We start from the raw sequence: 18,961 nt of genomic DNA on the forward strand, positions 1-18,961 counted from the left end.
CCTGCGCTAACGGCAGCACGTCACCCGCACGTGGCCCGCCTGAATCAGCGGCGGCGCGTCACCCGTACGTGCCACTCGTCCGGCCCCTCGCGGAGGTAGGCGAAGCCGTAGTCGCCGCGTCCGGACGCGGACAGCCACCAGCACAGTGCGTTCAGGTCGTGGCCGGAGCGCAGCTCGATCTCCTCGTCGCGGCGCAGCCGGCGCAACCGGTCGGTGACGGCCTCGGTCGCCGTGGCGGGCGGCAGCGCGTCCAGGTCCACCACCGGTCCCTCGGTGAGGGCGTACCAGCGATGGGGGTGGGCCCCCAGGGCGGCGGTCGCCGCCGCCGGGGTGCCGAGCCCGGCCAGGAGGCGTTCCTCGGTGGCGAAGTGGTCGCTGAGCTGGGTGAGCAGGTCGCGGGTCATCGTGGCCAGCCGGGTCAGCGAGCAGCGGCGCTCGCCGCCGGCCGTACCGGCCATCGCGTCGACGGCGGCGCGCAGCCGGGCGTGGTCGCGAGCCACCCAGGCGAGGACGGGCGCCGCGCCGTAGGTGGGGAGCAGCAGCCGCTCCTCGTCCCTGATCTGCCGGATGACCTCCGCGCGCAGGTAGGCGGTCAGCGCCCGCAGCTCGCGCTCGGGCCAGCGGCTCTGGGCGGCCACCGCGAGCAGGTCCCTGGCCCGGGCGGAGACCTGGGCGAGCAACTGGGCATGTTCGGCGGTCAGGGAGTCGCCGCTCTGGCGGGCCGGCGTGCCCCCGCTCACCGCAGGACACCCTGCTCTTGGCCGAGGCGCTGCTCTTGGCCGACGCGCTGCTCGGGCTCGGCGCGCAGCTCGGGCTCGGCGGGGGTGGCCCGTTCCAGGAAGCGGAGCAGCTCGACGGGGAAGGGCAGCACGAGGGTGGAGTTCTTCTCGGCGGCGACCTCGACGACCGTCTGGAGCAGCCGGAGCTGGAGCGCGGCCGGGTGCGCGGCCATGCACTCGGCGGCCTGGGCAAGCTTCTCCGAGGCCTGCAGCTCCCCTTCGGCGGTGATCACGCGGGAGCGCCGCTCCCGCTCCGCCTCCGCCTGTCGTGACATGGAGCGCTTCATCGTCTCCGGCAGCACCACGTCCTTGATCTCGACGCGGTCGATGTGCACGCCCCAGTCCACGGCCGGGCTGTCGATCATCAGCTCCAGGCCCTGGTTGAGCCGCTCCCGGTTGGACAGCAGGTCGTCGAGCTCGCTCTTGCCGATGATCGACCGCAGCGAGGCCAGCGCGACCTGGCAGATGGCGGATCCGTAGTCCTGGACGTCGACGATCACGCGGACCGGGTCGACGACGCGGAAGTAGATCACGGCGTCCACCCGGACCGTCACGTTGTCGCGGGTTATGCCGTCCTGGGCGGGGATGGGCAGGGTGACGATCTGCATGCTGACCTTGTGCAGCCGGTCGGCGATCGGCAGGATCACGGCGAGCCCGGGGCCGATGGTCTTCGGGCGGACCCGGCCGAACCGGAAGATCACTCCCCGCTCGAACTGCCTGACGATGCGCACGCTCAGGCAGGCCCAGAGCGCGGTAGCCGCCAGGATCCCGATGAGCACAGCGACAAGGGCGTTCATGTCATCCTCCGATCTCCGGCCCGGCCGGCGCGCAGCCGGAGTCCCCACATCACGCCGGCCGCCATGGCGAAGACCAGGCCGCCGAGCGGCGCCCCCGCCATGAGCGCGATCACGCTGAGCATCAGGCTCATCACGAGCAGGGTGGTGTAGGTGGACCGGGGCAGATGGGACGGCGTTTGTTCCAGACGCCGGGCGTCGGTACTGAAGACCCGGGCGAAAGCCGGATCCTCGGCCAGCAAGCGGCATTGAATCTCGCGCAATGCCTCGCGTTCGCGATCGCTGAGCACGACACACCTCCTGGGTGCCCGTCTGCCGGAGGCCGTCGTCCCATCTGTGCCACCCGAGCAGTTGTATCGTAACACGATAGATATGAGATGAACATGACCTGCTGGATCAAGCACGACATGTCGCATCACGATAGGCTCAGGCTGTGACGAACCCAGAGGGCGCGCAGCTGACCAAGCAGGACTTCGAGGCGCTGGCCAGGTTCCGGTTCGGCATCCGCCGTTATCTGCGGTTCAGCGAGGAGACGGTGCGCGAGGACGGCCTCACCCCGCAGCAGTATCAACTGCTACTGGCGCTGAAAGGGTTTCCCGGCCGCGAGTGGGCGAGCGTGCGCGAGCTCGCCGAGCGGCTCCAGCTTCGCCACCACAGCGTCGTCGAGCTGGTCAACCGCGCCCAGGCGCAGGACCTGGTGCGGCGGGAGGCGCATCCGGACGACGGCCGGGCGGTGCGCGTGCTGCTGACCCCGAGGGGCGAAGAGGTGCTGGCCCGGCTGAGCGCGCTGCACCGCGACGAACTGCGCCGCATGCACACCGTACTCACCCTTCCGGTCTGGAACAGCGCGCCACCCGAAGGATAGAAATGACGGGTGAACCATCGCCGCCGCCGCGACGTATCTCCGTCTGTGAGCGGTGATCGTGTGCACGGCGGCCGGCCGGTTCCGCGCGCCCTGCGTGCCGCCGCGTTCGCCGTCGTCTGCGTGTACACCGCGCTCGGCACGCACATGCTGGCCGGTGGCGGGGGCGCCCGGCTGGGCGTCGTGGCCGCCGCCACCGCGATCACCGGAGCGGGGGCGTTCGTCCTCGCCGGCCGCCACCCGTCCATGGGGACGCTGCTGGCCGCGGCCTTCGCCGCGCAGTACGGCATGCACCATCTGTTCAGCGCGGGCGCCACCGCCGTGCGCACGCCCGTGCCCGGCGCCGAGCATCACCAGCCCGCCGGGCTCTTCCCCGGGCTGGGGATGCTGGTGGCGCACGTTCTCGTCGCGATGCTGTCCGCCTGGTGGCTGGAGCGCGGCGACGCGGCGCTGCTCACGCTCCTGCGGCTGCTCGGCTGCGCGCTGCGCGATCTGTGGCACCCACTGCCCCGCGGGTTCGCCCCGCTCGCCGCGCCCCGTCCCGCGCCGCCCGTCGCGGCGCCGGCGCCCGCTCTTCGCACCGCCCAGGCGCTGTCCTCGGCGCTCTCCCGCCGAGGACCGCCGAGGTAGCAGGAGGCATCCGCCCGTCACCGCCGCCGCGCCAGCGCGCGCGGCCGGCCCTGCCTGCCCTGCTCCTCCTCGCGCGCCCTTCGGAGAACGCCCATGACCTCTGTCCACGTACGGCCGGAAACCACCCAGCCGGTCACCGCCACCTCCTCCCAGCGCTACCGTGCCGTCTGGCGCTGGCACTTCTACGCCGGCCTGTTCGTCGCCCCCGTCCTGCTGGTCCTCGCCGTGACGGGGGCCATCTACCTGTTCAAGGAGCCGTTCGAGGAGTGGCGCTACCAGGACGTGCGCACCCTCTCCTCCCCCGCCACCACCGCCCGCCCGCTGTCGGAGCAGATCGCCGCGGCCCAGCAGGTCCGTCCGGGCGCGGCCGTGATGTCCGTCATCCCGCCCAAGGCCGCGGACCGCACCACCCGCGTCATCCTCCAGGGCGCCGACACCGGGCCGTTCGCGGAAGGGCTGTCGGTGTACGTGAACCCGGCGACCGCCACCGTGACGGGCCAGATCGACGACTCGGCCACCTTCATGCGCGTCGTACGGACGATCCACGGCGAGCTGATGGCCGGCGTCGCCGGCGACCGGGTGGTGGAGATCGCCGCGTGCTGGGCGCTCATCCTCGTCGCGACCGGCACGTACCTGTGGTGGAGCAGCCCTCGCAAGCGCCGCGCCACCTCGGCACGCGGACGGCTGCTCCGGCTGCACACGATGACCGGCGTCGGGGCGGGCGCGGTCGTCGTCTTCCTCGTCCTGTCCGGGCTTCCCTGGTCGGGCGTGTGGGGTGCGGGGCTGCAGAGCCTGCAGGAGACCACCGGCTCCACCACCCCGAGCGCGGGCGACTACCCCAGCTCCTCCACCGTGCCCGCCCTGTCGGGAGACCTGTCCCACCACCCTGACGCCAAGGTGCCCTGGGCCGCCGAGCAGCTGCCCGTGCCCGACTCGCAGGACGACCCGCACGCCGCCCACAAGAGCACGGGTGGCGTCCTGCAGCCCGGCGCGCTCCCTGTCGAACGCGCGCTGGCCGCCGCCCGGCCGGCCATCCGGGACTGCCCGGCCGCCGAGTGCGACGTCAAGATCCTGCTCCCCGACGGCGCGAAGGGCGTCTACACGATCGTGACCGACCCGCGCCGCGACCCGTCGGCCGCGCAGACGCTGCACGTCGACCAGTACAGCGGGCGAGTGCTGGTCTCCTACGGCTGGGCCGAGTACGGCCTCATGGCCAAGGCCGTCGAGCAGGGCATCGCGGTGCACGAGGGCCGCCGCTACGGCGTCGCCAACCTCATCCTGATGCTCGGCGCCTGCCTGGCGCTGATCACCCTGATCGTCACGGGCGTGTGGATGTGGTGGAAGCGCCGTCCCCGGGGCCGCGTCGGCGCCCCCGCCCGCGTCACGAACAGGCGGACGGCGTACGGCGTGATCGCCATCATGGCGGTGCTCGGCGTGCTCTTCCCGCTGGCCGGCGTCACCATGGTGGCTGTGCTGGCCCTGGACCTGCTGCTGCGGCGCATCCCCAGGCCGGCCCGCGCCTCCGGCTGAGCCGACACCACCGCGTCACCCGGCCGGATCCGACATCTCGTCGGGTCCGGCCGCGCCGTTTCCGCACCTCGCGCTAAATACCTTTATTACCAACCTGGACAGTAGGTTATATAGGGATTACAGTGAAGGGCATGCACGAGACCTGCCATCTCGTCACCCGATGTAGGCTCTGCCGCTTTCGGTGACGGCGTCACCCCGTCCTGCCGCACCCTTCCCATCGCCCGCTCACGATCTCTTCCCGACGCCGCCTGGCGCATGCCCTTCGAGCCGGCATTCCCTCCGACGTCCCACCCGATCGCCGCCGTGTGTCCCTCCGGCGTGCGCGCACGTCTCAAGGAGCCTCCCCCGATGACGTCCCCCGTCCTGAACGCCCCAGCCTCGGACCAGCTCGCCGGCCCGAGCGCGCCCGCGCCGAAGGCCCTGCCACCACCGGTGACGCGGTTCGCCGGCGCCGTCACCGCTCGCGGGCGCAGGCTGGTGGGACTCGCGGCCATCCTGGTCTTCTGGCAGATCGGCGCGTCCCAGGGGTGGTTAGGGGTGAGCACCCCGCCCCCGACCCGGGTGTGGACCGCGGGCGTCGAGCTGATCAGCACCGGCGAGCTCCAGCACCACCTCGCCGCCTCACTCGCCCGCGTGGCGAAAGGGCTGGCGATCGGGCTGTCCGCCGGACTCGTGCTCGGCCTCGCGGCCGGGCTGGTCAAGCTCTTCGAGGACCTCGTCGACGCGCCCATCCAGGCCCTGCGGATGCTCCCGCACCTGGCGCTGGTGCCGGTGTTCATCATCTGGTTCGGCATCGACGAGACGGCCAAGATCGCCCTGATCACCATCGGCCCGATCTTCCCCCTCTACCTCAACGTCTTCCACGGCATCCGGAGCGTCGACGAGCGGTTCGTGGAATCGGCCAGATCCTGCGGGGTCCAGGGGTTCGGGCTGATCCGCCAGGTCATCCTGCCCGGCGCCCTGCCGCAGATCCTCGTCGGGCTGCGCCAGGCGCTCGGCATCGGCTGGCTCAGCCTGGTCGTCGCCGAGCAGACGGCGACCACCTCCGGCATCGGCTTCCTGGTGACGGACGCCAAGGAGTTCCTGCGCACCGACGTGGTGTTCGTCGTCCTGGTCGTGTACGCCCTGCTCGGGCTGGCCACCGACCTGTTCGTACGCGCCCTGGAACGGCACGCCCTGGCCTGGCGCCGAGGGCTGACCGCGAGATGAACCGAGCCGAACCCGAAAGGAGCCCGGCATGAGCCAGGGCCACCTGACAGAAGCCCGCCCCCTCTCCGACGCCACGGGCGGCGTGCGCGTGCGCGGGCTGCGGCGGGCGTTCTCCGGGCGCGTCGTCCTCGACGGCGTCGATCTCGACATCGCCCCCGGGGAGTTCGTCGCGCTGCTGGGCGCCAGCGGCTCGGGCAAGAGCACTCTGCTGCGCGCGGTGGCCCGGCTGGACACGGGCGCGGAAGGCGTCCTGGACGTCCCCGGGGAGTCGGCCGTCGTCTTCCAGGAGCACCGGCTGCTGCCCTGGTCGCGGGTGTGGCGCAACGTCACGCTCGGGCTCACCGGCCCGGACCTGCGGGGGCGGGCGCTGCGCGCGCTCACCGAGGTCGGCCTCGCGGCCCGCGCCGACGCCTGGCCGTCGACGCTGTCCGGCGGCGAGTCCCAGCGCGTCGCGCTGGCCCGCGCACTGGTGCGCACCCCCAAGCTGCTGCTGCTCGACGAGCCCTTCGGCGCGCTGGACGCCCTCACCCGGCTGAAGGCGCAGGCGCTGGTCGCCCGGCTGTGGACCCAGCACCGCCCGGCCGTCCTGCTGGTCACGCACGACGTGGAGGAGGCTCTCCTGCTCGCCGACCGGGCCCTGCTGCTGGCGGACGGCAAGGTCGCCGACGAGATCCACGTCGACATCCCCCGCCCTCGCTCCCTCGACCACCCGCGCTTCGCGCCCCTGCGCCGGCGGCTGCTCATCAGCCTCGGCGTCGACCCCGATCTCGGCCATGACGACCAGCTTCAGGAGTTCTCGTGACAGTGACAGGTCTCTCCCCGCACACCCATGAGCTGTCGGCCGGCGTGCTCGTCGTCGGCGGCGGTCCGGCGGCCGCGTGGGCGGCCTACAAGGCGGCGCAGGCGGGCGCGGACGTCGTGCTCGCCGACAAGGGCTACTGCGGCACCAGCGGCGCCACCGCCTCCGCGGGCACCGGCGTCTGGTACGTGCCACCGCACCCCGCCGAACGGGAGAAGGCGATGGCCGGCCGGGAGGCCCTCGGCGGCTACCTCGCCGACCGCCGCTGGATGGCCCGCGTCCTCGACCAGACCTACGAGGGCGTCAACGAGCTGGCCGACACCGGGCGCTACCCGTTCCCGCCGGACGGCGCGGGCGGCCAGCTCCGGCGCGGCGTCCAGGGGCCGGAGTACATGCGGCGGATGCGGATCCTGCTGCGCCGGGCCGGGGTGCGCATCCTGGACCACAGCCCGGTCGTCGAGCTGCTGGTGGACGCCGACGGCGCGGTCGCGGGCGCGGCCGGCTACCAGCGGCGCCACGACCGGCCCTACCGGGTCTCGGCGGGCGCGGTGGTGCTCGCCACCGGCGGCTGCGCGTTCCTGAGCCGCGCCCTGGGCTGCGACGTGAACACCGGCGACGGCGCGCTGATGGCCGCCGAGGCGGGCGCGGAGCTGTCCGGCATGGAGTTCTCCAACGCCTACGCGCTCGCGCCGGAGTTCTCCTCGGTGACCAAGACCGCCTACTACTCCTTCGCCACCTTCTACCACGAGGACGGCACCGTGCTGGAGGGAGCCGGCAGCCAGAAGGGCCGGTCGGTGATCGCCCGCACCCTGCTGACGGAGAAGGTCTACTGCAAGATCGACCGCGCCGACGCCGACGCGCAGCGGGCGATGCGGCTCGCCCAGGCGAACTTCTTCCTGCCCTTCGACCGGATGGGCATCGACCCGTTCACCCAGCGCTTCCCGGTCACCCTGCTGCTGGAGGGCACGGTGCGGGGCACCGGCGGCATCCGTATCACCGGCGACGACTGCGCCACCTCGGTGCCCGGCCTGTACGTCGCGGGCGACGCGGCGACCCGGGAGCTGATCTGCGGCGGCTTCACCGGCGGCGGCAGCCACAACGCGGCCTGGGCCATCTCCTCGGGCACCTGGGCGGGCCGGGGCGCGGCCCGGCACGCCGCCTCGCTCGGCCCCCTGACCGCGCGCCGCCGGGTCAGCGCCCTGGGCGGCGCGGGTCTGCGGCCCACCGGCAAGCCCGGCCGGCCCGGTGCGGCGCGCGAGGTCGTGGCCGCCGTGCAGGCCGAGGTGCTGCCGTACGAGAAGAATCTTCTGCGGCACGGGGACCGGCTGGCGCCCGCGCTGGCCGGGCTGCACAGCACCTGGAGCGGGCTGCGCGCCTCGCTGTACGGCGGCGACGGCGCGGAGGTCGTGGCCGCCAGGCAGGCGGCGGCGCTGGCCGCGCACGGCCGCTGGATGTACACCGCGGCCCTGGCCAGGCAGGAGACCCGGGGCATGCACAAGCGTGAGGACCGCCCCGGCGCGGACCCGTCCTCGCGGCGGCGGCTGCTGGTCAGCGGGCTGGACGAGATCCAGGTCCGGCCCGACCCGGTCGCGCCGGTCGGCCCGCAGGAGTACGCCGGACTGCGGGCGGCGTCGTGATCGAGATCGTCTCCCAGGAGCGGTGCATCGGCTGCGACCGCTGCGTGGAAGTCTGCCCGACCAGCGTCTTCGACACGGGCCCCGGCGACATCCCGGTCATCGCCCGCGTGCAGGACTGCCAGACGTGCTTCATGTGCGAGGCGTACTGCCCGGTGGACGCCCTGTTCGTGGCGCCCCAGGCCGAGCCGGTCGAACCGGGCTCGCCGCTGCGTGACGAGGCGTACGTGACCGCCGCCGGGCTGCTCGGCGGCTACCGCAAGAAGATCGGCTGGGGCCGCGGCCGCACCCCGGGCGCCCTGCGAGCCGTCGGCCCCGACCTCCCCCGTCCCACCCCCGCACCACCCCGCAAGGAGCATTGATGAAGACCCGCGCAACGTTCGCGCTCATGGTGGCCGCCGCACTCGCGCTCCCGGCGGTCCTGTCGGGCTGCGGCGCGGACTCCGCCGGCGCCACCGGCGCGCCCGCCACCCTGCGGATCGGCGTGATCGGCACCGGCAACAAGCTGACCGGCGTGATCGGCTATCTGAAGGAGAAGAACAAGCTGCTGCCGCTGCTGGCCCCGGCCGGGATCACCGGCGTGGAGGTGTACTCCTTCCCGAACGGCCCCGACCTCAACCAGGCGCTCGTCGCGCGCGAGCTGGACGTCGCCTCCTACGGCGACACCCCCAGCCTGGTCGCGCGCGGGGCGGGCCAGCCCACGAGGCTCATCGCGCAGGCCTCGGTCGGACTCGACGCCGGCGTCCTGGCCAAGAAGGACGGCGGCCCCACGTCGCTGGCCGAGCTGGCAGGCAAGCGGGTGGCCACGCAGAAGGGCTCCTACATCCACCGCTACCTCCTCGGCGCGCTCGGTGACGCCGGGGTGAAGCCGGGCGAGATCGTGCACATCTACAACACCGAGATCGAGGCGGCGCTGGAGCGCGGGGACGTCGACGCGGTGGCCGTGCCCTCGGCGAACTTCGAGGCGCTCAAGAACAAGGGCTATCCCGTGATCGACGTCGCCTCCAAGGACCATCCCCAATATCTGGGGACGAGCTCCACCGTGGGGTCGGAGTCCTTCCTCGACGCCAACGCCGGCTTCGTGAAGGTCTGGCAGCAGACCCAGCGGGAGGGGACCAAGCTCGCCAAGGCCAACTGGGACGACTATCTGGACTTCGCGGGCAAGGTCGGCGGCTTCGCCCCGGAGATCACCAAGGCCACGACGCTGCGCGGCCAACTGCCCGACGAGCCCTTCACCGACAAGGGGCTGGCCCTGCTGGAGAGCACCAAGAAGTTCCTGGTGAAGGAGGGCTTCGTCAAGACCGACTTCGCCCTCGACGACTGGATCGCCGCCGGAGCGCGTGGATGACCGCCGAGGTGACGCTGCTGCGGCATGCCGACGTGCTGGTGCTGGGCGGCGGCCCCGCCGGGGCCTGGGCCGCGATCGCGGCGGCCGGGACGGGTGCGGACGTCGTGCTCGCAGACAAGGGCTACTGCGGGACCAGCGGCTCGGCGGCGGTGGGCGGCAACAACCTGTGGTACCTGCCGCCCGACCCCGCCCTCCGCGAGGCCGCGATGGACGCGCGCGAGGCCATCGCCGGCCGGCTGACCGAGCGCCGCTGGATGGAGCGGGTCATCGAGGAGACCTACCACCAGATCGGCCGGCTCGCCGGCTGGGGCTACCCGTTCCCGGTGGACGAGGGCGGGGTGGAGCGGCGCGGCAGCCTGCAGGGGCCCGAGTACATGCGCAGGATGCGGCGCAAGGCGCACCGCAGCGGCGTGCGGATCCTCGACCACCATCCCGCGCTGGAACTGCTCGCCACTCCCGACGGCACGGCCGTGGGCGCCGCCGGGATCCGCCGCCAGGACGGCGGCGGGCGCTGGGAGGTGCGGGCGGGCGCCGTCGTGCTCGCGACCGGCGGCTGCGCGTTCCTGTCCGGCGCGTTCGGACTCGACGTCGACACCGGGGACGGCCACCTGATGGCGGCCGAGCTGGGCGCGGAGCTGTCGGGCATGGAGTTCTCCAACGCCTACGCGCTCTCCCCGGCGTACGGGGCGCACACCAAGGGCCTGATGATGCAGTTCGCGAGCTACTACGACGAGGACGGGCGGCCTCTGGACCTGGGCGACATGGGGACCGCCCGGCAGGCGGTGGCCCGGCTGCTCGCCGACGGCCGCCAGGTGCTCGCCCGGCTGGACCAGGCGCCGCCCGGCCTGCGCGAGGCGATGCGCCGGTCCCAGCCCAACTACTTCCTTCCGCTGGACAAGGCCGGCATCGACCCGTTCACGCAGGCGTACCCGGTACGGCTCGTCATGGAAGGGACCGTACGCGGGACCGGCGGGCTGCGCGTCGTCGGCGAGGACTGCGCCACCACGGTTCCCGGCCTGTACGCGGCGGGGGACGTGGCCACCCGGGAGCTGATCACCGGGAGCGTCAGCGGCGGCGGCAGTCACAACGGCGCCTGGGCCATCTCCTCCGGCACCTGGGCCGGCACCGCCGCCGCGGCCTTCGCCACCAGGGGCGAGGGCCGCGCACGGTCGCGCCCCGCCGGCCGGGCCGGGCTGCGCCCGCACGGCCTGGCCACGGGAGCGGCGGCCGAGGTGGTCCGGGCCGTCCAGGACGAGGTGCTGCCGCTCGACCGGAACTACTTCCGCACCGCCGCGGGACTGCGCCGCTCCCTGACCTCCCTGGACCGGCTCTGGACGGACGTCGCCGCTCACCTGGCAGGCGAGGGCCGTGGGGCACTGCGGGCGCGGCAGGCCGCCGCCATGGTGGCGCACGGACGGTGGATGTACCGTGCGGCGCTGGCCCGCGCGGAGTCGCGCGGCATGCACCAGCGGCTCGACCGGCCCGAAGCCGACCCGCGCCTGGCCCGGCGCATCCGCATCGGCGGCCTGGACGAGGTCTGGACGGCGCCGGAAGAGCCGAAGGAGGCCGTCGCATGATCGAGGTGGTCAGCAAGGACCGGTGTGTGAAGTGCGACGTGTGCGTGAAGGTGTGCCCGATGGACGTGTTCGCCCTCGGGCCGGACGGCATCCCGGTGATCGCCCGGCAGGACGACTGCCAGACGTGTTTCATGTGCGAGGCGCACTGCCCGGTGGACGCGCTGTTCGTCGCCCCGCTGTCGGGTCCGGCGCCGGCCGGCTCGCCGTACACCGACGAGGCCGCGCTGCTGGAGGCCGGGGCGATGGGCCGCTACCGGGCCGTCCTGGGCTGGGGCGGCGGCCGGACGCCCGGCAGCCGCCTGGACCAGAACCACGTCTTCACCGCCCGCCTGGCGGCCGGCTCGCGGCCCGGGGAGGAGACGCCGGCCGGTCAGCGCCGGGTCAGCGGCGAGCCTTCAGCCTGAGCACGGCCTTCTTGCCGGACAGCGAGGTGACGGTGAACTGGATGCCGTTGACCGTCACCGCGCCGCCCTTGCTGAATCCTCCTCCGGCCGTGACGCCGGGGCCGGTGCCCTTCACCCGGACCTGCCGGGAGTTGAAGGTGATGGTCAGCCGGGTGATGCCGAAGCGCGGGTGGACGCGGAACGACGCCTTCTTCTTCAGGGTGATCTTGCAGGTGCCGTCGTAGCAGGCCCGGTAGTTCGGAGCCGTGGTGGCGGCTGACTGGGCCGCCGAGGCCGGCGCGGCGGCGGTCATCGAGGCGGCTATCAGGATTGCGGCGAACGCGTGGGGCATGACTCTCCGTACTTGCGCTTTCGCGGGCCGTTCTGCTGATCCACTATGCGTGGCGAGTCGCCTACCCGTCCAGTGAATCCGGATGAATAGTCATATTTCCTGTCAAGTCTCACAGGCGCTCGATGATGGTGACGTTGGCCTGGCCGCCGCCCTCGCACATGGTCTGCAGACCGTACCGGCCGCCGGTGCGCTCCAGTTCGTGCAGCAGGGTGGTCATGAGCCGGGCTCCGGTGGCGCCGAGCGGGTGGCCGAGCGCGATGGCGCCGCCGTTCGGGTTGACCCGTGCCGGGTCGGCGCCGGTCTCCTTCAGCCAGGCCAGCACGACCGGGGCGAACGCCTCGTTGATCTCCACCGCGGACATGTCGCCGATCGACATGCCGCTCTTCTTCAGCGCGTACGCCGTCGCCGGGATCGGCGCGGACAGCATCCGGATGGGGTCCTCGCCACGGGCGGACAGGTGGTGGACGCGGGCCCGGGGCCGCAGGCCGTGCGCCCGCACCGCCGCCTCCGAGGCGAGGAGCAGGGCGGCGGCGCCGTCGGAGATCTGCGAGGCCAACGCGGCGGTGAGCCGCCCGCCCGCCACCAGGGGCTTCAGGCCGGCCATCCGCTCCCGGGTGGTGTCGCGGCGCGGGCCCTCGTCGGTCGTGACGCCCTCGATCGGGGCGATCTCGCGGGTGAAGCGTCCCTCGTCGATCGCGCGGACGGCGCGCCGGTGCGACTCCAAGGCGAAGTCCTCCATGTCCTCGCGGGACAGGTCCCAGTCGCGGGCGATCATCTCGGCGCCACGGAACTGGGAGACCTCCTGGTCGCCGTAGCGGGCCCGCCAGCCGCGCGAGCCGGCGAACGGGCCCCCGGTGAGGCCGAGCGCGTCGGTGGCGCCCACGGAGGCGTACGCGATCGGGATCTGCGACATGTTCTGCACGCCGCCGGCCACCACGAGATCGCAGGTGCCCGACAGCACCGCCTGGGCGGCGAAGTGCACGGCCTGCTGGGAGGAGCCGCACTGCCGGTCGACGGTGACGCCCGGCACCTGTTCGGGCAGCCCGGCCGCCAGCCAGCAGGTGCGCGCGATGTCGCCCGCCTGCGGGCCGACCGCGTCCACACAGCCGAAGATCACGTCCTCGACCGCCGCCGGGTCCACGCCGGCGCGGGCCATCAGCTCGCGCAGCGCGTGCGCGCCGAGGTCGGCCGGGTGCACGCCGGCCAGGCCGCCGCCGCGCCGGCCCACGGGCGTGCGGACCGCTTCGACCAGGTACGCCTCCGCCATCGCGAACTCCTCAGCTGGTCAGGATCCCTTCCAGGACCATCGCTATGTACTGCCGGGCGATCTCGTCGGCGGGCAGCGGGCCGTCGCTGCGGTACCAGCTCGCGGCCAGCCAGACGGTGTCACGGATGAAGCGGTAGATCAGGCCGGTGTCCAGGTCGGCGCGCAGGACCCCGTCGGTGACACCCCGGTCCAGCACCGCCAGCCACATCTCACGGAACCGCCGCTGCGAATCCAGCAAGTACGAGAAACGCGGATTTGTCACGAGATGCTTGGATTCGTTCTGATAAATCACCACAGCGGGCCGGTAGCGTTCGATGCACCGGAACGACGCGACGATCAGCGCCTCGAACGTCTCCCGCGCGCCCAGACCGGCCGCGAGCACCGTGTCGTAGGCCGACCACAGGTCGGACAGGAAGACGGACAGGATCTCGTCGACCATCGACTCCTTGGAGTCGAAGTGGTAGTAGAGGCTGCCGCCCAGGATGTCCGCCGCGTCGGCCACCTCACGGACCGTGGTGGCCGCGTATCCCCGGGACGCGAACACCTCGGCGGCGGTCGCGAGCAGCTCCGCCCGCCGCCCGGCGCGGGCGGCGGCGGTGCTCTGGGAATCTCGGCGTCGTGCGCTCATGGGACGGTGGACCTCTCAGGGATGCCGGCTGGAGACCGAGACGACCTCTCCGGTCATGTAGGAGGAGTAGTCGCTCGCCAGGAAGACGATAACGTTGGCGACCTCCCACGGCTCCGCGGAGCGGCCGAACGCCTCCTGGCCGGTCAGCTCGGCCAGCAGCTCGCGCGTCGTCACCTTCGCCAGGTGCGGGTGCAGGGCCAGGGAGGGGGCCACCGCGTTGACCCGCACGCCGTGCGGCGCGGCCTCGACCGCCGCGCACCTGGTCAGCGCCATCACGCCCGCCTTGGCCGCGGCGTAGTGCGCCTGGCCCTCCTGGGCCCGCCAGCCGATCACCGACGCGTTGTTGACGATCACGCCGCGCCCGCGCGGCTGCATCCGGGCCAGCGCGGCGCGGGTGCAGCGCATGGTGCCGCCCAGCGTCACGTCCAGCACCCGGCCCCACTGCTCGTCGGTCATCTCCACGAGCCTGGCCGTGCCACCGAGCCCGGCGTTGTTGACCACCACGTCGACCGGGCCGAGCCGCTCCTCGGCAGCCGCGAACAGCCCCTGGACCTGCTCCTCTGAGGTGACGTCGCACGGCACCCCGGTCACCGCGCCACCGAACTCGCGCGCCAGCCCCGCCACGCTGTCGGCCAGCCGGCGCTCATGGGCGTCGCTGACGACCACCCGCGCGCCCTCTTCGAGCATCCGGCGGGCGCACGCGCCCCCGATGCCGGTGCCGGCCGCGGCCGTGACCACCGCCACGCGATCGCGCAGCAGGCCGTGGCCGGGCACGTAGACCGGCCGCGCGGGCGAGCCCTCCTCGCTGAGCTTCACATGAGTTACCCTACCAAATACTTGTTAGAAAGAATGCGAGGGCCCCATGACCGTGGTGAACTACGAACGGCGCGGCCCCACGGCGCTGGTCACCATGAACCGCCCGGACTACCGCAACGCCCAGAACTCCGCCATGACCTACGCCCTGGACGAGGCCCTCTACCGGGCCGCCGCCGACGACGAGGTCAAGGTGATCGTGCTGGCCGGCGCGGGCGAGCACTTCAGCGCCGGGCACGACATCGGCACCCCGGAGCGCGACGCGCACCTGCCCTTCGAGCGCCGGGCCGGCCTGTGGTGGGACCACGTGGGCAAGGACGGCGCGGAGAGCCGCCTGGCCCGCGAGTCGGAGGTCTACCTCGGCATGTGCCGGCGCTGGCGGGAGCTGCCGAAGCCGACGATCGCGATGGTGCAGGGCGCGTGCATCGCGGGCGGGCTGATGCTGGCCTGGGTGTGCGACCTGATCGTCGCCGCCGACGACGCGTTCTTCGCCGACCCGGTGGTGCGGATGGGCATTCCGGGCGTGGAGTACTTCGCCCATCCGTGGGCGATGCCGCCGCGCATCGCCAAGGAGTTCCTCTTCACCGGTGACCGGATGCCGGCGCGGCGTGCGTACGAGGTGGGGATGATCAATCAGGTGGTGCCGCGTGAGGAGCTGGCGGCGCGGACCCTCGCGCTCGCCGGGCGGATCGCCGCCATGCCGCGGCTGGGCCTGGCGCTGGCGAAGAAGGCGGTCAATCAGGCGGAGGACCTGCAGGGACTGCACGCCGGCCTGGACTCCGTCTTCGGGCTGCACCACCTCGCCCACGCGCACAACGCCGAGACCGCGGCCGACCCGCTGGCCGGGATGGACGCCAGGAGCATGAAGGCGGCCGCCGATGGATCTTGACCTGTCGGCCGTGGAGCCGTTCCGGGCCGAGGTGCGGGCGTGGCTGCGCGCGCACGTCCCCGCCGCCGCCCTGCCGTCGCTGGAGACCGAGGCGGGGTTCGCCGCGCACCGCGCCTGGGAGCGCGAGCTGTACGCGGCCCGCCTGTCGGTGGTGTCCTGGCCACGGGAGTACGGCGGGCGGGCCGCGACGCCGCTGGAGTGGCTGGTCTTCGAGGAGGAGTACCACGCGGCCGGCGCGCCCGCGCGGGTCGGTCAGAACGGCGTCAACCTGCTGGCCCCGACCCTGTTCCGGCACGGCACCCCCGAGCAGCTCGCCCGCGTCCTGCCGCCGATGGCCTCGGGCGCGGAGATCTGGGCCCAGGCCTGGTCGGAGCCGGAGGCGGGCAGCGACCTGGCGTCCCTGCGCGCCACCGCGACCAGGACCGGCGGCGGCTGGCTGCTGAACGGGCAGAAGACGTGGAGCTCGCGCGCGGCCTTCGCCGATCGGGGTTTCGGCCCGTTCCGCGCCGATCCGGAGTCGCGGCGGCACCACGGCCTGATCTACCTGATGTTCGCGTTGGACGCCGACGGGGTCACCCGCCGGCCGATCGGGCGTCTCGACGGCAAGCCGGCCTTCGCCGAGCTGTTCTTCGACGACGTGTTCGTGCCCGACCGCGACGTCATCGGGCGGCCCGGCGAGGGGTGGCGGGTGGCGATGAGCACCACGGGCAACGAGCGGGGGCTCACGCTGCGCAGCCCCGGCCGGTTCCTGGCCGCCGCCGACCGGCTGGTCAAGCTCTGGCGCTCCTGCGGCGACCCCGCCGACACCGCGCTCCGGGACCGGGTGGCCGACGCGTGGATCAGGGCCCGCGCGTACCGGCTCAAGGGCTTCGAGACGATCTCACGTGGCGAGGACGTGGGCGCGGCGGCCAGCGTCAACAAGATCTTCTGGTCGGAGCTGGACGTGGCGCTGCACGAGACCGCCCTGGACCTGCTCGGCCCGGACGGGGAGCTGGACGGCGAGTGGCTGGAGGGGTACGTCTTCTCCCTCGCGGGCCCGATCTACGCCGGGACCAACGAGATCCAGCGCGACATCGTCGCCGAGCGGGTGCTCGGCCTGCCGAGAGCGGGACGGTCGTGAGGCTCGCCCTGGCCGGCGAGTCCGGGACGGCCTTGGGGGGCGTGCCGGACGTGAAGCGGAGGCCGTGGTGAAGTTCGTGCTGGATGCCGAGCAGCGGCTGTTCGGTGAGACGGTGGACAAGGTGCTGGCTCAGGCGGCGGTGCCCGGCGTCATCCGGGCCTGGGCGGGCGGCGATCCGGGGCCCGGCCTGGCGCTGTGGCGGTCGCTGGCCGGGGCGGGAGTGTTCGCGGTCGCGGTGCCGGAGAGGGCGGGCGGCGCGGGCGTGCTCCCGGTCGAGCTGGTGACCGCCTTCCACGAGCTCGGCCGACACGGCGTGCCCGGCCCCTGCGCCGAGACGGTCGCGGTGGCCGCGCTGCTGGACCGGCTGACTCCGGACTCCCCGTGGCCGGCGGGCATCGCCGACGGCACGGTCGTCGCCACGCTGGCGCCGCCGCCCACCCTCGACTCGCCGACGCCCCCGCTGGACGCCGGCACACCGACGCCCCCGGATCCGCTCACCGCCGCGCGGACGCCTCCCTACGCGCTGGATGCGGACGTCGCCGCCCCGGTGCTGATGGTGGCGGGGGCGCAGTTGCGGGCCGGGGTTCCGGGGGGTGTCCGCGGCTCCCTGGATCCTGCTCGCCGACTGTTCCCGGTCACGCCGGGGGACGTGCTCGCCGCCGGTTCCGAGGTGGCGGCCGCCGCCGGGGAGGCTCGCGACCTGGGCACGCTGGTGTGCGCCGCCCAGCTCACGGGACTGGGCCGCCGTCTGCTGGAGGTGTCGGTGGAGTACGCCGGGACGCGGCGGCAGTTCGGGCGGCCGATCGGCGAGTTCCAGGCGGTCAGGCACCAACTGGCGAACGCGCTGGTCGAGCTGGAGTACGCCCGCCCGCTGGTGTACGGCGCGGCCCTCGCCCACGGCACGCCGGACTTCGCCCGCGAGGTGTCGGCGGCCAAGGTCATGGCGTCGGAGGCGGCGTACCGTACCGCCAGGATCGCCTTGCAGGTGCACGGCGCGATCGGCTACACCGACGAGTACGACCTCAGCCTGCTGATCCGCAAGGCGCGCGCCCTGCGCGCCGCCTGGGGCTCGCCCACCGAGCACCGCGCCCGGCTGATGTCGGCGCTGAGCTGACGTGCCCGCCGCACCCGACACCCCCGGACAGGCGTACGGCGCCCAGAAGCTGTCTTTGCTCCCCGTAAGGATATTTGGATCACGCTCCGGGCAAGCCCGAAGACGTCACCTCCATCGCGATAAGGCCGATGGAGGCACCGAGGATAAGGCGACCGTCAGCGCGTCAGTGCGGCGCCCAGCAGGCGAATCACCTCGGCCTCGCCGGGGTTGACGTCGTCGCTGGATGGCGCGTGTTCGGTGATGGCTGCCCCGATGATGTCGTCCACGTGGGAGATGAGGTCGATCAGTCGCTGCGGCCGCACGCCGTTCGGCTCCGGATAGCAGGTTGCGCCGAAGGTGGTGGGCTCCAGGACATCGAGGTCGATGTGGACGTACACGGGGCCGCGCAGACCGTCGAGTGCGCGCTCCAGGTCGTCGACGCCGTACCTGCGCAGGCCGGTCTTCGCGAGGTACTCGTGCTCGGACGCGTCACCCGCTCGCTCTCCAGTGATGATCACCTGATGTGGTGCCAGCGGATGCTCCAGGGTGAGGCCGGTCGGCCCGTCTCCGAGCAGGGCGCGCACCACCATCCCGTGGAAGGCGCCCGATGGCAGCGTCTGCGGGCTGTAGACGTCCGGGTGGGCATCGATCCACAGCACCGTCAAGGCGTCCCCATAGCGGGTATAGGCAGCGGCGATCGGCGGGATGTCGACCGCGCAATCGCCGCCGATAGTGATCACTCGGTCGTCGATGCCGGCCAGTGCCTTCTGTGTCAGCCGCTGGTTCTCCACGAGCACGTCGTACGCGCGGATCCCGGCGGCCTTGTCCCCGCCCGTTTCAAGCACCGGCACGGTCACCACCGTGTCGGCCGGAATGAGTTCGGCGGCGCGGCGAGCGCCGGCCATCAGCTGCGGCGCCTTGCTCGACGCCGATCCTTGCCATTGGGGCACGCAGAGCACAGTCGTCATGCGGCGACAATACGAGATGCCAGAATCAAGGGTCTAGATCGATCTCTGGCTTTGCCAAGGAAATTTCCGCCAGATCGACACGATGGCAGGAATCCATCCATAAAGTTCTCATCACCGCCCCCGGCGCTGGGCGAATAGGCGACAGCGGTCACTCCCATGCCGAAGAATCAGCCGGACGAATACTCACCGAAGCTCACTTGAGTCTGGTCTTCGCTCAAGCGGCTTGCGCCGAAACCGACGCTCGTCGTGTCCGCGTCGGCGCGGCGGCGTTCCTGCCGCCATCGCC

General features: G+C 72.9%; 21 protein-coding genes. 13 read left to right on the plus strand and 8 right to left on the minus strand.

The genetic code is table 11. The features are described 5' to 3' along the window. Positions 1-44 precede the first annotated feature (44 nt). Genes OHA68_RS39540 through OHA68_RS39550 form a run of 3 tightly spaced genes read right to left on the minus strand, consistent with a single transcriptional unit; the run spans position 45 to position 1,863 of the window. Positions 45-740: a hemerythrin domain-containing protein gene (locus OHA68_RS39540; protein WP_327104790.1), complete on the minus strand. Its 696-nt coding sequence runs from the start codon at positions 738-740 to the stop codon at positions 45-47. Beyond that, positions 737-1,576 carry a slipin family protein gene (locus OHA68_RS39545; protein ID WP_327104791.1) on the minus strand — a complete coding sequence of 280 codons (840 nt, stop codon included), beginning with the start codon at positions 1,574-1,576 and terminating at the stop codon, positions 737-739. Before OHA68_RS39545 ends, OHA68_RS39540 begins: the two co-directional genes overlap by 4 nt. Further along, positions 1,573-1,863, minus strand: coding sequence for a DUF3040 domain-containing protein (locus OHA68_RS39550; RefSeq protein WP_189143698.1), 291 nt, complete (start codon positions 1,861-1,863; stop codon positions 1,573-1,575). Before OHA68_RS39550 ends, OHA68_RS39545 begins: the two co-directional genes overlap by 4 nt. A 143-nt stretch (positions 1,864-2,006) precedes the next feature. Here OHA68_RS39550 and OHA68_RS39555 point away from each other — a divergent pair, with 143 nt between their 5' ends. The 10 genes from OHA68_RS39555 to OHA68_RS39600 all read left to right on the plus strand — a co-directional run bounded on the left by OHA68_RS39555 (position 2,007) and on the right by OHA68_RS39600 (position 11,566). Next, positions 2,007-2,438: a MarR family winged helix-turn-helix transcriptional regulator gene (locus tag OHA68_RS39555; protein ID WP_189143697.1), complete on the plus strand. Its 432-nt coding sequence runs from the start codon at positions 2,007-2,009 to the stop codon at positions 2,436-2,438. A gap of 45 nt (positions 2,439-2,483) precedes the next feature. After that, entirely contained in the window at positions 2,484-3,065 is a 582-nt protein-coding gene (locus OHA68_RS39560) for an MFS transporter (RefSeq protein ID WP_327104792.1), read from the plus strand. A gap of 93 nt (positions 3,066-3,158) precedes the next feature. Beyond that, positions 3,159-4,595: a PepSY-associated TM helix domain-containing protein gene (locus OHA68_RS39565; RefSeq protein WP_327104793.1), complete on the plus strand. Its 1,437-nt coding sequence runs from the start codon at positions 3,159-3,161 to the stop codon at positions 4,593-4,595. Between the two features lie 348 nt (positions 4,596-4,943). Continuing rightward, the gene (locus OHA68_RS39570) at positions 4,944-5,804 is read left to right on the plus strand and encodes an ABC transporter permease subunit (RefSeq protein ID WP_327104794.1); all 861 of its coding nucleotides are present in this window, start codon (positions 4,944-4,946) and stop codon (positions 5,802-5,804) included. Positions 5,805-5,832: 28 nt separating this feature from the next. Continuing rightward, complete coding sequence (locus OHA68_RS39575; protein ID WP_327104795.1) at positions 5,833-6,606, plus strand: ABC transporter ATP-binding protein; 774 nt, start codon at positions 5,833-5,835, stop codon at positions 6,604-6,606. Beyond that, the gene (locus tag OHA68_RS39580; protein WP_327104796.1) at positions 6,603-8,240 is read left to right on the plus strand and encodes an FAD-binding protein; all 1,638 of its coding nucleotides are present in this window, start codon (positions 6,603-6,605) and stop codon (positions 8,238-8,240) included. Before OHA68_RS39575 ends, OHA68_RS39580 begins: the two co-directional genes overlap by 4 nt. Next, positions 8,237-8,599: a ferredoxin family protein gene (locus OHA68_RS39585; protein ID WP_327104797.1), complete on the plus strand. Its 363-nt coding sequence runs from the start codon at positions 8,237-8,239 to the stop codon at positions 8,597-8,599. Before OHA68_RS39580 ends, OHA68_RS39585 begins: the two co-directional genes overlap by 4 nt. Further along, positions 8,599-9,585: an ABC transporter substrate-binding protein gene (locus OHA68_RS39590; protein ID WP_189143691.1), complete on the plus strand. Its 987-nt coding sequence runs from the start codon at positions 8,599-8,601 to the stop codon at positions 9,583-9,585. Before OHA68_RS39585 ends, OHA68_RS39590 begins: the two co-directional genes overlap by 1 nt. Beyond that, the gene (locus OHA68_RS39595) at positions 9,582-11,162 is read left to right on the plus strand and encodes an FAD-binding protein (RefSeq protein ID WP_327104798.1); all 1,581 of its coding nucleotides are present in this window, start codon (positions 9,582-9,584) and stop codon (positions 11,160-11,162) included. The genes OHA68_RS39590 and OHA68_RS39595 overlap by 4 nt, the downstream gene beginning before the upstream one ends. Beyond that, positions 11,159-11,566 (plus strand): 4Fe-4S dicluster domain-containing protein, encoded by a 408-nt coding sequence (locus OHA68_RS39600; protein ID WP_327104799.1) that lies wholly within the window; start codon positions 11,159-11,161, stop codon positions 11,564-11,566. Before OHA68_RS39595 ends, OHA68_RS39600 begins: the two co-directional genes overlap by 4 nt. On the opposite strand, the gene OHA68_RS39605 is transcribed toward OHA68_RS39600, so the two are convergent. The 4 genes from OHA68_RS39605 to OHA68_RS39620 form a co-directional block, all read right to left on the minus strand. Then, the gene (locus OHA68_RS39605; protein WP_327104800.1) at positions 11,544-11,897 is read right to left on the minus strand and encodes a hypothetical protein; all 354 of its coding nucleotides are present in this window, start codon (positions 11,895-11,897) and stop codon (positions 11,544-11,546) included. The genes OHA68_RS39600 and OHA68_RS39605 overlap by 23 nt on opposite strands. A gap of 109 nt (positions 11,898-12,006) precedes the next feature. Continuing rightward, the gene (locus OHA68_RS39610) at positions 12,007-13,164 is read right to left on the minus strand and encodes an acetyl-CoA C-acetyltransferase (RefSeq protein ID WP_327104801.1); all 1,158 of its coding nucleotides are present in this window, start codon (positions 13,162-13,164) and stop codon (positions 12,007-12,009) included. 10 nt (positions 13,165-13,174) lie between these two features. Then, positions 13,175-13,792, minus strand: coding sequence for a TetR/AcrR family transcriptional regulator (locus OHA68_RS39615; RefSeq protein ID WP_327104802.1), 618 nt, complete (start codon positions 13,790-13,792; stop codon positions 13,175-13,177). A 15-nt stretch (positions 13,793-13,807) separates the two neighbouring features. Then, positions 13,808-14,608 carry an SDR family oxidoreductase gene (locus tag OHA68_RS39620; RefSeq protein ID WP_327104803.1) on the minus strand — a complete coding sequence of 267 codons (801 nt, stop codon included), beginning with the start codon at positions 14,606-14,608 and terminating at the stop codon, positions 13,808-13,810. A gap of 46 nt (positions 14,609-14,654) precedes the next feature. Here OHA68_RS39620 and OHA68_RS39625 point away from each other — a divergent pair, with 46 nt between their 5' ends. The 3 genes from OHA68_RS39625 to OHA68_RS39635 all read left to right on the plus strand — a co-directional run bounded on the left by OHA68_RS39625 (position 14,655) and on the right by OHA68_RS39635 (position 17,728). Continuing rightward, positions 14,655-15,494, plus strand: coding sequence for an enoyl-CoA hydratase (locus OHA68_RS39625; protein WP_327104804.1), 840 nt, complete (start codon positions 14,655-14,657; stop codon positions 15,492-15,494). Continuing rightward, entirely contained in the window at positions 15,484-16,614 is a 1,131-nt protein-coding gene (locus OHA68_RS39630) for an acyl-CoA dehydrogenase family protein (protein ID WP_327104805.1), read from the plus strand. The genes OHA68_RS39625 and OHA68_RS39630 overlap by 11 nt, the downstream gene beginning before the upstream one ends. A 67-nt stretch (positions 16,615-16,681) precedes the next feature. Beyond that, positions 16,682-17,728, plus strand: coding sequence for an acyl-CoA dehydrogenase family protein (locus OHA68_RS39635; protein ID WP_327104806.1), 1,047 nt, complete (start codon positions 16,682-16,684; stop codon positions 17,726-17,728). A gap of 155 nt (positions 17,729-17,883) precedes the next feature. On the opposite strand, the gene OHA68_RS39640 is transcribed toward OHA68_RS39635, so the two are convergent. After that, the gene (locus OHA68_RS39640; RefSeq protein WP_327104807.1) at positions 17,884-18,675 is read right to left on the minus strand and encodes an arginase family protein; all 792 of its coding nucleotides are present in this window, start codon (positions 18,673-18,675) and stop codon (positions 17,884-17,886) included. Positions 18,676-18,961: the final 286 nt, after the last annotated feature.

The sequence above is a fragment of the Nonomuraea glycinis genome, assembly GCF_035920485.1.
Taxonomy (GTDB): domain Bacteria; phylum Actinomycetota; class Actinomycetes; order Streptosporangiales; family Streptosporangiaceae; genus Nonomuraea; species Nonomuraea glycinis.